We start from the raw sequence: 14,211 nt of genomic DNA, 5'->3' as shown, positions 1-14,211 counted from the left end.
CATCCTTTCAGGTATGGAGTAACGGCGGTGAGTGTTGCAGTGCTCACCAGCCAATTTGAATGAATCCCTTTTTGCTTTATTGCCAATACCGGCAAGGGATTCGTGCAACCAAAAAACGGTATGGAGATTTATATGCAAGAGCCATCAAGCGACATCACCGTTGGTGAAGTCACCCTGGAATATAACCACCAGCTACGCGGCTGGGATTGTGGTGGTCGGGTAATCAAAAACCCACTGACCGTACAGCGCATTGCCGAACGTCTTCACACCCGCAATACCAACCTTGAGGGCCAGCAGGATGAACAACGCTAAATCTAATAGAGAGCTGGTGAAGGTCGGTCATGAGTTCGCCAAGTCACTGAGCGCTGAAACACTGGTTAGCGACATAAATCAAACGTTCAGAGACCTGTCTACCCGTCTCGATGTTGCTAACACACTCGCTAACGTCATGGCCGGTGAAGTCCTGCGCCTTAATGCTCTGATTCCTGGCGTGATCAAAGCGCTCCAGTCTGCCGGTGATCATGACAGCCTCATCGCTGACCTTAACGAAGCGATGATCACCCCTACTTCCGACCAGTGGATTAAAGAGTTGAACGCTCAGGCGGTCGGGCAAACGCATAAATACGTCCAGCTCCGGGCAAACCACCAGCGGCCAGGCGTATCGGACTGCCTGAATATCATCTCTCAACTGGAGATGGACCTGTTACGCGATAAGCAAGCAAATATCGGGAGTGCAGCATGAGTACACTGATCCGCTTCATTCGCGATGTGAGCCGCCATGAGATGAGTGTAATCCGTGATGATGGCTTATACCGTCACTTGCGCTTCCAGCGTCCGGGTAGCAGTGCCTATTACTTTGATCTGGTCACTTGGCCGGGTTATCTCGCAGTAACCGGCGATATGGGTACTTGGACGTTCAGCCGTGTCACTGACATGTTCGATTTCTTCACCGATAAGCACTTTGGCACGCGTGAAAGCTTCCTGATCAATCCCGGCTACTGGTCGGAGAAATTCCAGTCTGGTGCTGCCGGCAGCCGCCGGGATGGCCCCTGCTATGAGTTCGACCCGGATGATTTCGATAAGCGTCTTCAGCTCTGGCTTGATAACTATCTGGAAGATTGTACGGATGAGGACGATCGCGAATCAGTGTCCGATAACATCAGGCAGTTGAAAGGCAACGACTTCAGAACTGATTCAGAAGCTTACTACGAGGTGAAAGACTGTTTCTGGCCTAACAGCGTTGATACATACGATCTGATGGAAAACATCGGAAGCTGCCAACGGCACCCGTTCCATTACCTTTGGGCCTGCTATGCAATCGTATGGGGTATTGAGCGTTACCGTAATAACAAGCTGGCTAATCATGCGGTAGATACATTCCTCGCTTTCCAGTCTGTGCGTGACCTCCTTCATTCTAAGAAGGAGAAAAGTCATGCGTGAACGCGGAATGATTTTCAACGCCGACATGGTTCGGGCAGTTCTTAACGGCAGCAAGACGCAGACGCGCCGCATTGTAAGGCATCAGCCATGCCGCTCTGATTTGCTGAAAGATCAGATGGTGTTTCCCAGAAACAAGAAGGACTACGAACGCCTCTACCCTACTGGTCTGCTATACCCGAACGCTGAAGAAGATGTGCTGAAGTTAAATCCATTCGGTGCAGTAGGTGATCGCCTGTGGGTGCGTGAGACATTCCAGGGGCCGCTCTTTGATTATGACAGCATGGATGAGTATCAGAAGGACTCTAGCCGATTCGAAAAACCAGAGTTCTGTGTTTATGCGGCTGATGGGAATCGTGCGCCAGAGTTTTATAACGCCGATGACGAACTCTGCTGCCGCTGGCGTCCATCCATCCACATGCCGCGCTGGGCTTCCCGCATAACGCTGGAGATTACCGGCGTTCGTGTGGAGCGGTTGAATAGTATCAGCGAGCAAGACGCTGCCGCTGAAGGCGTTGGTTCTGCCATTTGGTTTGATGCTAAAGGCGTGCCAGAGGATGAATGGTCATCACTTGGGGAACATGGAGCGGAGAAGGCCTCTCACATTAACTGTTTTGCAAGCCTGTGGGAATCCATCTACGGAGAGGAAAGTTGGCAGGCTAACCCGTGGGTGTGGGTCATTGAGTTTAAGCGCGTGGAGGGTGGAAGCCATGATTAAGGGGGATTTGATCAGTTGCCAGCGTTACATCAATAAGGCAAAGGTCTTAGACAAGGCTTCCCGATTTAAGCGCTTCATTGTGGCTGTATATCCGATTGTGCTGCGCGGAAAGCAATACACCGTCTTGATGGACGGCCATCACAACTATGCTGCTGCGAAACTCGTTGGGGCTAAACCCTATTACCGGCCTGTAGGCAAGAAAGTATTGCGGATTCTTAATGCGATGCCTGAGAAAGAGCGGGAAGCCCACTTCATCAACAACATCACGGACAGCCATTACTATTTTGTTGAAACCGGGGAAGTGGTTGAGGATTTAGTGTTACCGGATACCTCTCATCCCATTGCGGTGCATGTAAATAATCAGTGGGTGCTCGGTCATGGCTAAGTCACCCGCAGAACGCAAAAAGGAACAGCGAGCACGTCAGGCCGCTGCCGGTGATAAGAAACTTGAGCTTGTGCTCGATAATCAGGAACTCGAAATGCTGGCGCAGAATTGCGCCGGTCGTCGCCCTGGTCGTGAACCATATGAGCTGAATGAGTACATCACCACGCTTATTCGTATCGATAACGCCCAACTTAAACGACAGGTGGCAGAACTGAATAAACGCAACTGTGGCCGCTGTGGTGATCAGTTGCCGGTTACTGAATGTTGCTTTAGTGGTGAAAATGCTTGCTGGTTAACTCGCGGCTGGCATGACCTGAAACTTAAAATTATTCCGTGACATGTCACGAAGGGAATTTATGAATAACTTAATGATTGATGTCGAAAGCATGAGCCGCAAATCTGATGCAGCGATCGTATCTATTGGCGCGGCTTTCTTTGAACCTGAAACCGGTAATATCGGCCCTACCTTTTACCGTTGTATCGACCTCAAGTCTGCTGTTGATAATGGCGGTCACATGGAGCCGGAAACCGTTATTTGGTGGCTGGAACAGTCATCTGAAGCTCGGTCAGCCATTATTGCTGATGCAGTTCAAATCAGCCTTGCGTTAAGCCAGTTGAGTGAGTTTATTGCTGATGAATGCGCATTCAAATGGGTCAAGGTTTGGGGCAATGGCTCTAACTTCGATAACGTGATTGTTCGCTCTGCTTTCGATCGTTGTGGCATCGAGTGCCCGTGGCAGTTCTGGAATGACCGTGATGTGCGCACAATCGTTGATATGGGTCGTGCAACCGGCTTTGACCCGAAACGCGATATGCCATTTACCGGAGAAGTACACAACGCATTGGATGATGCAATTCACCAGGCTAAGTATGTTTCAGCAATCTGGCAGCGCCTTATCCCGGCCACCAGCGAAATTTAAACACTCCCTGTTGCAGCAGGTCAGGTATGGAGAGATGGATATGCAGACCAACGATATAATTTCTGATGCTGACATTGAACAAATCACCGGGTACAAAATCCCGTCAAAACAATGCCAGTGCCTAAAGCAAGCCGGGGTTTTCTTCGTGGTTCGTCGCGATGGCCGTCCTCGTACAACCTGGCAGCATTTCAACGATCCTATCACTCACCGTAAGGCAGCAGTGCCGGATGCATTCGAACCTAACTTTGGGGCACTCGACTAATGGCCCGGACCAGAAAAAATAAAGAAGATAGTTGGATGCCGCCCCGGGTTTACCGAGGCAAGTCTGCGTTTGAGTTTCACCCGAAAAATGGTGGAGCAATCAGGCTTTGCAGCTTTGATGCCCCTCAGTCTCAGGTGTGGGCTGCATATGAAGCTCTTCTAAACGAATTGCCAGATGACAGCCTTGTTGCTGCTCTCGCTGATCGTTTCTTCAAGTCAGCCGATTTCTTTGAGCTGGCACCAGAGACACAGAAGGATTACAGAAAATATTCTAAAAGTGTCTTAGCTGTTTTCGGCGCGATGCCTTCTGATGCGGTTAAACCTGAGCACATCCGTAAATACATGGATAAGCGCGGCCTGAAAAGCCGCACCCAGGCTAACAGGGAAAAGGCTTTCATGTCGCGTATTTATCGCTGGGGTTATGAGCGGGGCATAGTTAAGCGCAACCCTACGAAAGGTGTGAAGCAGTTCAAAGAGAAGGCCCGTGATCGCTATGTGACAGATGCTGAATATTCCGCACTGTTTAGTGTTGCACCTGACGTTGTTCAGATTGCTATGGAGTTGGCTTATCTGTGCTGTGCTCGCCAGGGTGATGTTCTCGAAATGAAGAAAAGCCAATTGATTGACGAAGGGATATTAATCAAGCAGAGCAAAACTTCAGTGTCTCAGATTAAGGGCTGGTCTCCGCGGCTTGAGAAAATTATCAAAGATGCTTCATGCCTGCCGTTAAAAACCGGAATGAGTAGCATTTATGTGATCCACCAGCCATCAGGTGCAAAATATACCCGTGATGGCTTTAACAGCCGCTGGCTGAAAGCGAAGAAGGAAGCAAAAGAGAAGTTTCCAGAGATAACCTTCGATTTCACTTTCCACGATCTGAAGGCCAAGGGCATTTCGGATTTGGATGGGAATTTATATGAGAAGCAGGCGATATCGGGGCATAAAAATGTTGAGCAAACTGCTCGCTACAATCGCAAGATTGCAGTTGTCCCTGTGGTCGGTGGTCAAAAATAGAACGGAGAATATTAGGAAAGGATATTAGGAAAGCGAGGTGGAGAAACAAAAAAACCGCCCTTGGGCGGTCACGACATCACTGCTTATTGCTTTGATTTTATTCGGTTTGAATCGGTATTCAATATGGTGCCCGGGGCGGGACTTGAACCCGCACGACCTTACGATCGAGGGATTTTAAATCCCTTGTGTCTACCGATTTCACCACCCGGGCAGGGTGTAAAGTGGAGGCGCGTCCCGGAGTCGAACCGAGGTGGACGGATTTGCAATCCGCTGCATGGCCACTCTGCCAACGCGCCTTTTAATCTGATGTGCATTCCGTTACTGAAACAGAGTGCTAAATCTGGAGCGGGAAACGAGACTCGAACTCGCGACCCCGACCTTGGCAAGGTCGTGCTCTACCAACTGAGCTATTCCCGCATAACCTTATTACTATCAAACTTACTGATTTTATTCAGCTTTTAGCAAACTCGCTGCCGTTCGATGCGATGCATTCTACTGAACTGGCGCAATGAGTCAATAGAATTATCCTCACAGTGCGTCCGTTTGCTGCTTTTTAAATCGCATCGATCATCGTTCGAACAAATCGCCACGCGCTGCGTTCAAATATTGATACATTGACCAGAATGTCAGCACCGCTGCGATATACAACGCGACCACACCAACGCCAATCACCGTGGCATCATGTCGCCACAACAACGCGACCAGAGACAGCATCTGTGCGGTGGTTTTGACTTTGCCGATCCAGGAGACGGCCACGCTGCTGCGCTTGCCAATTTCCGCCATCCACTCACGTAATGCAGAAATAATGATCTCACGGGCAATCATGGTGGCTGCGGGTAAGGTTATCCACCACGAGTGGAAATGCTCCGCCACTAACACCAGCGCGATTGCCACCATAACTTTGTCTGCCACAGGATCGAGAAATGCACCAAAACGTGTGGTTTGCTTCCAACGACGTGCCAGGAAACCATCAAACCAGTCAGTGACCGCAGCGACCACAAAAATAAGCGCGGTGACGAACGGCGCCCAGTGAAATGGCAGATAAAACGCCAGCACAAAGAAAGGAATCAGGACAACTCGAAACAGGGTCAGATATGTCGGAATGTTAAATTGCATATGCCAGTAACTGTCTGGTATGGGTAGAATTTAACGTATGTTCCTACATTGCCCCCCCTGTTTCAATGTTAGTGTTTAAGGGAATAGTAGATTTTTTCTGCCAGGGCAAAAGAAATGCCCGGCACCCTGGCAATCTCTTCGACACTGGCATTCATCAGCGGCTGTAGGCCCCCCATGTACTTAAGCAACTGCTGACGCCGTTTTGGCCCAACACCTTCGATGCTTTCCAGTGCGCTGGTGTTCTTAACTTTGGCTCTTTTTTTACGGTGACCCGAGATCGCATGATTGTGAGCATCATCACGAATATGTTGAATCACATGCAGCGCGGGTGAGTCCGGCGGCAGCGATACCCCCTCTCCTTCGGCTTCGAAAAACAGCGTTTCCAGGCCCGCTTTACGATCGCTGCCTTTTGCCACACCGAGCAGAATCGGACGATCTTTATCCCAGGGCACATCCAGCTCGGCGAACACCTGTTTCGCCTGCGCCAGTTGTCCTTTACCACCATCAATCAGGATCACATCCGGTATTTTCTCTTCTTCTAGCGCCTTACCGTAGCGGCGGCGCAATACCTGATTCATTGCGGCGTAATCGTCGCCCGGCGTAATGCCTTCAATGTTGTAACGCCGATAATCGCTGCGTAACGGGCCGTTGCGATCGAACACGACACAAGAGGCAATGGTTTGCTCACCCATCGTGTGACTGATATCGAAGCATTCCATGCGGTTGATCTGATCCAGTTCCAGGAACGCCGCCAGAGCCGCCAGACGCTGCTGAATCGTTGAATGCTGTGATAAGCGAGTGGTTAGCGCGGTCGCCGCGTTAGTACGCGCCAGTTTGAGATAGCGAGCCCGGTCGCCACGCGGTTTGCTCTGGATATTGACTTTGCGTCCCGCCATTTCACTGAGCGATTCCGCCAGTAATTCGCGATCCGGAAGACTGAAATCCAGCAAAATGTCTGCCGGTAAGGTTCGTGCCTCACTGCCTTGCAAATAGAACTGACCCAGAAACGTTTGCACGACTTCCGCCAGTTCAGTATCAGCCGGGACTTTGGGAAAGTAACTGCGGCTTCCCAGCACTTTACCCTGACGAATAAACAATACGTGCAGACAGGCCATACCCGCATCGTAAGCAACGCCCATCACATCCAGGTCATCTCCCTGATTGGAAACAAATTGCTTCTCCGTGATACGACGTACCGCCAGAATTTGATCACGTAAACGTGCCGCTTCCTCAAAACGCAGCGCCTGACTGGCAGCCTCCATCCTTTTTACCAGTTGATTTAATACCTGGTCATCTTTGCCCGCCAGGAATAGCCGCACATAATCGGTCTGCTGGGCATACTCTTCCTCACTGACCAAACCGGCGACACAGGGGCCGAGGCAACGACCAATCTGATATTGCAGGCAAGGTCGCGAGCGATTGCGGTAGACGCTGTTTTCACACTGACGAATCGGGAACACTTTCTGCAACAGCGCCAGGGTTTCACGCACAGCATAGCCATTGGGAAACGGGCCAAAGTATTCGCCTTTGGCATGTTTCGCCCCACGATGCATCGCCAGTCGCGGATGGCTATCGCCGCTGAGAAAGATGTAAGGATAAGATTTGTCATCACGCAACAGCACGTTGTAACGCGGCTGGTAAAGCTTGATGTAGTTATGCTCCAGCAACAGCGCTTCCGTCTCGGTGTGCGTCACAGTGACATCGATTTGCTGAATGTTACTGACCAGCGCTTCGGTTTTGCGACTCCCCACCTGGGTACGGAAATAGCTGCTAAGGCGTTTTTTGAGGTCTTTGGCTTTACCAACATAGATCACCGTGCCTGTCGCGTCATACATACGATAGACGCCGGGCTGACTGGTCACGGTGCTGAGAAAGGCTTTTGAATTAAAAACGTCACTCACTACTGATTAACGGCTCCGCATTAAACAGGCCATGTCGTATGGCCAGATGCGTTAACTCCACATCGCCACTGATGTTCAGCTTGCTGAACATACGATAACGGTAGCTGTTAACGGTTTTCGGGCTGAGGCTAAGCTGTTCGGAAATCTCCGTCACTTTCTGCCCACGCGTGATCATCAGCATAATCTGCAATTCCCTTTCAGACAAACAGCTGAAGGGCGATTCGGCTTTCTGCGGCTCAATCTGGCTGAGCGCCATCTGCTGAGCAATATCAGAAGCAATATAGCGCTGCCCTGCATGTACTGAACGAATAGCGCTGACAACTTCCTGTGGCGCGGCTCCCTTACTCAGGTAACCCGCAGCACCGGCCTGCATGACTTTCGCTGGCAGCGGATTCTCCGTATGGATGGTCAGCATGATAATGCGGATATCCGGGTTGTAACGCATGATCTTACGCGTAGCTTCCAGACCGCCAATGCCAGGCATGTTCATATCCATCAGCACGACGTCCACCGGATTGTTACGGCACCACTTCACCGCATCCTCACCACAAGCCACTTCCCCGGCAATTACCAATCCCTTCATATCTTCCAGTATGCGACGAATACCAACGCGTACCAGTTCATGGTCATCAACAAGAAGCAAGCTGATCAACGGGACGTACTCCGCAGGTTAGTGATGGGGGAATATATTTCAGGAGGCTTATCTTACCGGGTTTTCCGGTGAAAAAACATCGTCTGGGCAGATAAATCCTGGTTGAAATGACACACATCAAATAGATGTTAAGGACCACGTATTTTTAGTCATCAGCGATATCATGCGAGAATAAAAAAGTAAAATAATGACTAATATCATTATGTTATAATTTATGCGTCGCTTCGCTTTTTCCACGCCCTGCTTTAAATAAATAATCGCTTCCGTCATTATTTATTGACGATAAATACAGCAATTTCTCATTCCATTTCTGACATGAATTTCTGATTTCAGTGCTAATAAATTCTTTTGACAACCCTATGATATACTCTGTTTTTCGTGCACAGGAAGAATGTGTCAAGACCATGCAACACAACCAGGGAGTCAATTATGAGTGATGAAGACTTTGCAACTTCGCAGGAAACGCAGAAGCTGGCGGATGAAGTCGCCTGTCTGAAAATGATGGTGACACTGATTCTGAAAGGGATGGGCCAGGCTGATGCCGGAAAAGTGATCATCAATATGGAACGTTATGTGCAAACGTTAGGGGAAAAACCGCAGGCTGAAGTGTTCAGCAACACCATTCGCCAAATCAAAACCGCCTACCGCCAGTAAGCGGTCTGCCCCGCGCCTGATGCGCGGGGAGATTTAACCGTGCGACTGCCAGTTAACGGAAACGCCTAATGTTGGCAGCACCTCTTCAGGGCTGAAGCGACGTGTACCTCGGTACTTTTCAGCCAGCGCCGGTTGCTGAACCGGAATACGAATGGCGAACAGGTTGTCCTCAGACTGAATCAGACCCGGCGACAACGGTTCATAGACTACCCGATGTTGCTCAAACATTTTCTCCAACATCGGCGTAGCGGAACTGATAAGAAACTCGATCCCGCTCAATTCAGCGAGCTGAACCGAATGCCAGAGGATGTTCAGGGGCAACTCTGCATCCACTTCCAGTCGGGCGGAAAAACGCGACATCTCCCAAACTTTTTCATGACTAAAAGGCAAAACTAACCCCTCGGTCATTTCGGGTTCTTGCCACGGCATTAAACGCGCACAACCACAAATGCCCTGCCGCGCGTTCCAGGCAATCATCCAGGTCACGTCTGAGCGATCGAAACGATCATACTCCTGGCCCGGGGTGCTCAAGCGGGGTGGAATTGACCAGCCTTCACCGCGGGCAAATACGCTGTAGCGATAGGTTCCCAATTCGGCCAGCAGAGAGGACGGCATATCCTTTAACTGGGTTTGAATTATTTTCATCATGCGCCCCTGACATCCCCATGTTTGCAATGATTTTTATGTGCGCCAGCCTGGCAAAGTTCCGGCGCAGGGTAGACAACTGGCTTCAGGCTGGGAACTACTAAAATTAGTAGTTGCCTTTTTGCTATATCAGTCCAATTGCTGCGGCATAACAGGCAATTTGCGTTTTATTGGAAACATTAAAGCGCTTTTGCATATTCTTTTGGTGGAAGTTCACCGTGTGTTCTGAAATCGCTAAAATAAGTGAAATTTCCGCAGAGGTTTTCCCTTCTGCCGTCCATTTCAAAATTTCCAGCTCCCTCTGACTGAAATCATTAGATAAAATCACCATAGCGTTATCGTTGAGGCGTTCCAGGACACGCAGGCTCAGTTCCGCCAGAAAGTGTAGTTTCACTTCCAGCTCAACACGTAAGTGCTGGGTCTTACTCTGTTGCTTAGATGCAATAGATAATATACCAATGGCACGATTTGATGCCATTGCCGAGCAGGAAAATCCACTCAAGAGGCCGTAAGCGTTCGCTTCTGCCCATAAATTACCCGCACCGGTAAACAAATCGCGCGTCCACTCCACCCCACGTCCTGGCTGCTGACAAAGTAGCAGCACCGGATCGACGGCAAAATAGTTCTCACTTTCGTAGTGTTTAACCCAGTTTTCCGGATACGTGCTGAACAAAAAAAGTCGTGGCCGGGTAAAGGGCACCGGATGCTGGATCAGAAAAGCAAAGTGATCAAAACCCAAGTTTTCAACGTGTTTCTGTAAAAGCGGTTTCAATTGCATCACGGCCGTCACCGCCTGAAATTGAATTTCGGTCTCGCCTCGCCAGACGAAATAATTATCGGTCGTCATTATTGCCTCAGCGTCTTGCAACGCTCTTGCGCCTTGTTATTCGGTCCGGTTAACACAAAAATTAAATTAACTAGAGAAAAAATATTGATTGAAAGAGATCCAACCACCCGCCGCAATCTTAAACATCCGGCGCTCAATGTGTTACCACAATGGAATGGATTGAGCTTTCAAATCTTTGTTAACACCATCACAACTTTTAATGCGACGGATGTTTAGAATAGGATTTTTCTGATGTTGTTTCAATCTCCCCATTCATTGAAAATTTTCAATACTGTGATAAGCGTTGAGCATCGTCATTAACTGAAATCGATTGTTTACAGTGTTTTAACCTTAATCTCTCGGTTATTTTATGCCACATTTCCCCATCACTTTATTCTTAATCCCATTTATTTCTGCCATGTGGTGGCTTTTTCACCCCTCGCAGTGATTCCCGTCAGGCACGTTTCCGGCTACTCTTTAGCTGTGAGCGGCGTAGCACGCAACGGTGATTTGCAGGGGAAGACAATGCCGCAGCCGGGCTGACCGCATTGTCGCGCGTATTCGAGAAGCTAAGCGGGACTGACTATGTTGAACCAGTTGGCATTACCTTTCCTTGTTCTGGGTGGCTGCACCGCCCTGATGATTTTAAAAGACCTCTTCCGCCACCCTCACCCGGTCGCGGTGATGAATATCATTTGGCCATTAACCGGGCTATATATGCCTTTCGTTGGTTGGCTGGCCTGGTGGTATCTGGGAAGAAAACCTTCCCGCCAGGTAAAACTTGCCCTGCTGGTTCCTCAAAAATTACATCGCAACGCAGGCTGGCAAACCATCTTTATTTCGACTTCCTTGTCAGCCGCAGCCTGTATATTTGGCAATATAATGACAATCCCGATAATCACCTTACTAAATCAGTTCGCCATTAATCCGGCATTGTGGCTTGAGGCAATTATTTGCGTTGGGATTTCGTTATTGATGGGCTTATTTTTTCAATTTCTGGCAATTCGACAACGTGAAAAACGTTCATTTGGCCGTGCGTTATTATTAGCCCTGAAAACTGAAGTCTTTCCCTTGTTGATTTATCAATTAGGTATCTTTCTCTTTATGGGATTGGCGCTGAAATTTGTGCTAAATCAGCAAATCAATCCACTGTTGGTCGGCTTCTGGTTTATGTTGCAACTGGCCATGATGATTGGCTTTCTGTTTTCCTGGCCGGCTAACCACTTCCTGATTAAACGTGGATTGAATCCCGCGGTGTAAACTCAGCGACAATAGCCGCTTCCGCGCATGCCGAAATGAAAATGGCTGGCATGTGCGGCATTGTAATCAGGGCCAAGCGCAGTACCGAAGTTGGCACAACCGTTCTGCCATAACGCATGCAATGCGGCCGAGGCGTCCTCCGGCTGTTGCCAGTGATTCTTCACCCGTAACCAACGTCCGTTCGCCAGTTGAAATCCCGTAATATCCCAGGCATCTGCCGTCGCATGCTCGCTTAAACGTCCCTCCTGACGATGATAAATATTGCGACAGGCATAACTGCCAACATGCGCAATACGCTGCAATGGACTGTTGATCCCTGCCTGTTGTAACTCTGCCTGGCTTTGCAATACATACATCGTACTTGCCACTGCCAGTGGGCAGCTGGCGAGAAAACTGCTGCTGAGCATCACCGCACCAAAACTGTTAACACGCAGTGGCTGCGTCAGCGGGCATGCCCCTTGCCGTGTGGGTTCCTCACTGAACTGCACCTTGCCACTCCGCTGCGCATGGCGCATCACATCCAGACAAGCAGCAGGATCACCTGCCAGTCGTTTGATTTTGTAACGCGTCAACCAACCCGGTGGATCGGTCACGGCTAGCGGGGTAAAGGGATTCCAGCCCGGCGGCAGATGCTGTTGCAACCACGGCAGACTCCACCAGCCAGCAAGCACCAACAGAATAATCATTAGCAATATGCGCATAACACCCCTCTGGTCATACCGCGAGTATCACAAAGGTAGCTGCTCATGGCAGGAGGAATGGAGGATACGCACTGAAACTGCTGACTTTTTACCCATACTGACGGAAGATTGTACTGTGTAAATATTTACTGACAGAGCAAAGCGCGTAAAAGGTCACAGTTGTTAAAAAACAATTACCGAAAGTTGCTGCTGTTCCACTATCTTATGCCATCTCACAACGTGCAACAGCACGTTATCTAACAGCCAGCAGAGCTGACACGACATCAAGACAGGAAAGAAATCTTTATGGTTGACCAATCTAAAGAGGCGCTGCTTAGCGCTGAACAGCCCGACAAGCTGCAACGAAATCTGCACAATCGCCATATTCAGTTGATCGCCATTGGCGGAGCCATCGGTACCGGATTATTTATGGGCTCCGGTAAAACCATCAGCCTCGCCGGCCCCTCGATCATTTTCGTCTATATGATCATCGGATTTATGCTGTTCTTTGTGATGCGTGCAATGGGTGAGCTACTGCTCTCCAACCTGGAATATAAATCCTTCAGTGATTTTGCCGCCGACCTGCTTGGCCCCTGGGCCGGGTATTTCACCGGCTGGACCTACTGGTTCTGTTGGGTGGTTACCGGCATCGCCGATGTGGTCGCCATCAGTGCCTATTTTCAGCTCTGGTTCCCTGACTTCTCGATCTGGATGAGCGCCCTGCTCTGCGTCTTCGTTTTTCTGACGCTGAATATCGCCACCGTGAAACTGTTTGGTGAAATGGAGTTCTGGTTCGCCATCATCAAAATTGTCGCTATCGTTGCGTTGATCATCACCGGTGTGGTGCTGGTCGCCATGCACTATCCCTCCCCCGGTGGCGGCACTGCCTCACTGAGCAATATCTGGGATCATGGCGGCATGTTTCCAAAAGGCTTGAGCGGCTTCTTTGCCGGTTTCCAGATTGCGGTTTTTGCCTTTGTCGGCATCGAACTGGTAGGTACGGCTGCGGCGGAAACCCATGATCCCCACAAAGTATTGCCCCGCGCCATCAATGCGATTCCGCTGCGCGTGATTATGTTTTACGTGTTGGCGCTGATGGTGATTATGGCGGTAACACCGTGGAACCAGGTACTGGCCGACCGCAGCCCGTTCGTCGAAATGTTTGTTCTGATCGGCCTGCCTGCCGCCGCCAGCATCGTCAACTTTGTGGTGCTGACGTCTGCTGCCTCCTCCGCTAACAGCGGCATCTTCTCCACCAGCCGGATGCTGTTTGGCCTGGCAGAACAGGGGGTTGCGCATAAGGCATTTGGACGTTTATCCGCTCGCGCCGTACCGACCACCGGCCTGTTCTTTTCCTGCCTGTGCCTGCTCGGTGGCGTCGCGTTGATTTATCTGATTCCGGATGTGATGACGGTGTTCACACTGGTGACTACGGTGTCTGCGATTCTGTTTATGTTTGTCTGGACCATCATTCTGTGTAGCTATCTGGCTTACCGTAAACAACATCCACAACGTCACGCTGAATCTGCCTTTAAAATGCCGCTGGGCAAATTCATGTGTTGGGTGTGTATGGCATTCTTCGCCTTTGTACTGGTGTTGCTGACCCTCCAGGAGGATACCCGTCAGGCGTTGATGGTAACGCCGTTGTGGTTTGTCATTCTGACCATGGGCTGGTTACTGCGTCGTCGTAAAGCCTGATATCCCTGAAAAAATTAAGGCCCGATCATCGGGCCTTAATTTTA

The 14,211-nt window shown here is 49.9% G+C and carries 18 protein-coding genes and 3 tRNA genes; 12 read left to right on the top strand and 9 right to left on the bottom strand.

All coding sequences use genetic code 11. The features are described from left to right. Positions 1-132 precede the first annotated feature (132 nt). Genes AC6I8N_RS07650 through AC6I8N_RS07610 form a run of 9 tightly spaced genes read left to right on the top strand, consistent with a single transcriptional unit; the run spans position 133 to position 4,735 of the window. Entirely contained in the window at positions 133-312 is a 180-nt protein-coding gene (locus tag AC6I8N_RS07650) for a DUF1317 family protein (protein WP_497830400.1), read from the top strand. Beyond that, complete coding sequence (locus AC6I8N_RS07645) at positions 299-742, top strand: hypothetical protein (protein ID WP_497830399.1); 444 nt, start codon at positions 299-301, stop codon at positions 740-742. The genes AC6I8N_RS07650 and AC6I8N_RS07645 overlap by 14 nt, the downstream gene beginning before the upstream one ends. Continuing rightward, positions 739-1,440, top strand: coding sequence for a hypothetical protein (locus AC6I8N_RS07640; protein WP_497830398.1), 702 nt, complete (start codon positions 739-741; stop codon positions 1,438-1,440). The genes AC6I8N_RS07645 and AC6I8N_RS07640 overlap by 4 nt, the downstream gene beginning before the upstream one ends. Continuing rightward, a complete protein-coding gene (locus tag AC6I8N_RS07635; protein ID WP_497830397.1) occupies positions 1,433-2,155 on the top strand; it encodes a hypothetical protein in 723 nt (240 codons plus the stop codon). Before AC6I8N_RS07640 ends, AC6I8N_RS07635 begins: the two co-directional genes overlap by 8 nt. Then, positions 2,148-2,540, top strand: coding sequence for a chromosome partitioning protein ParB (locus tag AC6I8N_RS07630; protein ID WP_497830396.1), 393 nt, complete (start codon positions 2,148-2,150; stop codon positions 2,538-2,540). Before AC6I8N_RS07635 ends, AC6I8N_RS07630 begins: the two co-directional genes overlap by 8 nt. Further along, positions 2,533-2,877, top strand: a complete 345-nt coding sequence (locus tag AC6I8N_RS07625; protein ID WP_497830395.1) for a hypothetical protein — start codon at positions 2,533-2,535, stop codon at positions 2,875-2,877. Before AC6I8N_RS07630 ends, AC6I8N_RS07625 begins: the two co-directional genes overlap by 8 nt. 19 nt (positions 2,878-2,896) lie before the next feature. Continuing rightward, positions 2,897-3,460 carry a 3'-5' exonuclease gene (locus AC6I8N_RS07620; protein WP_497830394.1) on the top strand — a complete coding sequence of 188 codons (564 nt, stop codon included), beginning with the start codon at positions 2,897-2,899 and terminating at the stop codon, positions 3,458-3,460. Between the two features lie 34 nt (positions 3,461-3,494). Beyond that, on the top strand, positions 3,495-3,722 hold the full coding sequence (locus AC6I8N_RS07615) for a DUF4224 domain-containing protein (protein WP_208725164.1): 228 nt from the start codon (positions 3,495-3,497) through the stop codon (positions 3,720-3,722). Next, positions 3,722-4,735, top strand: a complete 1,014-nt coding sequence (locus tag AC6I8N_RS07610; RefSeq protein ID WP_208725163.1) for a tyrosine-type recombinase/integrase — start codon at positions 3,722-3,724, stop codon at positions 4,733-4,735. The genes AC6I8N_RS07615 and AC6I8N_RS07610 overlap by 1 nt, the downstream gene beginning before the upstream one ends. Positions 4,736-4,859: 124 nt before the next feature. Here the strand turns inward: AC6I8N_RS07610 and AC6I8N_RS07605 are convergent. From AC6I8N_RS07605 to uvrY, 6 genes are all read right to left on the bottom strand, one after another. Then, positions 4,860-4,946: transfer RNA gene (locus AC6I8N_RS07605), tRNA-Leu, on the bottom strand. A gap of 11 nt (positions 4,947-4,957) precedes the next feature. Next, positions 4,958-5,031 (bottom strand) — tRNA-Cys (locus tag AC6I8N_RS07600). A 45-nt stretch (positions 5,032-5,076) separates the two neighbouring features. Further along, positions 5,077-5,152 (bottom strand) — tRNA-Gly (locus tag AC6I8N_RS07595). Positions 5,153-5,302: 150 nt separating this feature from the next. Beyond that, positions 5,303-5,851, bottom strand: a complete 549-nt coding sequence (pgsA, locus tag AC6I8N_RS07590; protein ID WP_208725162.1) for a CDP-diacylglycerol--glycerol-3-phosphate 3-phosphatidyltransferase — start codon at positions 5,849-5,851, stop codon at positions 5,303-5,305. A gap of 68 nt (positions 5,852-5,919) precedes the next feature. Further along, positions 5,920-7,752 carry an excinuclease ABC subunit UvrC gene (gene uvrC / locus AC6I8N_RS07585; protein WP_497830393.1) on the bottom strand — a complete coding sequence of 611 codons (1,833 nt, stop codon included), beginning with the start codon at positions 7,750-7,752 and terminating at the stop codon, positions 5,920-5,922. Then, positions 7,745-8,404 (bottom strand): UvrY/SirA/GacA family response regulator transcription factor, encoded by a 660-nt coding sequence (gene uvrY / locus AC6I8N_RS07580; RefSeq protein WP_013508586.1) that lies wholly within the window; start codon positions 8,402-8,404, stop codon positions 7,745-7,747. The genes uvrC and uvrY overlap by 8 nt, the downstream gene beginning before the upstream one ends. Before the next feature lie 429 nt (positions 8,405-8,833). Here uvrY and AC6I8N_RS07575 point away from each other — a divergent pair, with 429 nt between their 5' ends. Next, a complete protein-coding gene (locus AC6I8N_RS07575; RefSeq protein ID WP_013508585.1) occupies positions 8,834-9,058 on the top strand; it encodes a DUF2594 family protein in 225 nt (74 codons plus the stop codon). 33 nt (positions 9,059-9,091) lie between these two features. Here AC6I8N_RS07575 and AC6I8N_RS07570 read toward each other — a convergent pair whose 3' ends face one another. Both AC6I8N_RS07570 and AC6I8N_RS07565 read right to left on the bottom strand, forming a co-directional pair. Further along, entirely contained in the window at positions 9,092-9,703 is a 612-nt protein-coding gene (locus tag AC6I8N_RS07570; RefSeq protein ID WP_036624636.1) for an acyl-homoserine-lactone synthase, read from the bottom strand. Between the two features lie 124 nt (positions 9,704-9,827). Beyond that, positions 9,828-10,550 carry an autoinducer binding domain-containing protein gene (locus AC6I8N_RS07565; protein ID WP_021182671.1) on the bottom strand — a complete coding sequence of 241 codons (723 nt, stop codon included), beginning with the start codon at positions 10,548-10,550 and terminating at the stop codon, positions 9,828-9,830. 564 nt (positions 10,551-11,114) lie between these two features. Between AC6I8N_RS07565 and AC6I8N_RS07560 the strand changes: the two genes are divergently transcribed. Beyond that, on the top strand, positions 11,115-11,789 hold the full coding sequence (locus tag AC6I8N_RS07560) for a DUF4396 domain-containing protein (protein ID WP_021182670.1): 675 nt from the start codon (positions 11,115-11,117) through the stop codon (positions 11,787-11,789). Positions 11,790-11,791: 2 nt separating this feature from the next. Here the strand turns inward: AC6I8N_RS07560 and AC6I8N_RS07555 are convergent, their stop codons facing one another. Then, complete coding sequence (locus AC6I8N_RS07555) at positions 11,792-12,490, bottom strand: extensin-like domain-containing protein (RefSeq protein ID WP_497830392.1); 699 nt, start codon at positions 12,488-12,490, stop codon at positions 11,792-11,794. Between the two features lie 285 nt (positions 12,491-12,775). On the opposite strand from AC6I8N_RS07555, the gene cycA reads away from it, so the two are divergent. Further along, complete coding sequence (gene cycA / locus AC6I8N_RS07550) at positions 12,776-14,167, top strand: D-serine/D-alanine/glycine transporter (RefSeq protein ID WP_021182668.1); 1,392 nt, start codon at positions 12,776-12,778, stop codon at positions 14,165-14,167. Positions 14,168-14,211: the final 44 nt, after the last annotated feature.

This window comes from Pantoea sp. X-Soil-TKNS-1279 (genome assembly GCF_059730565.1).
Note: the sequence above shows the minus strand (reverse complement) of the source record. Positions and strands in the feature narration are given on the sequence as shown.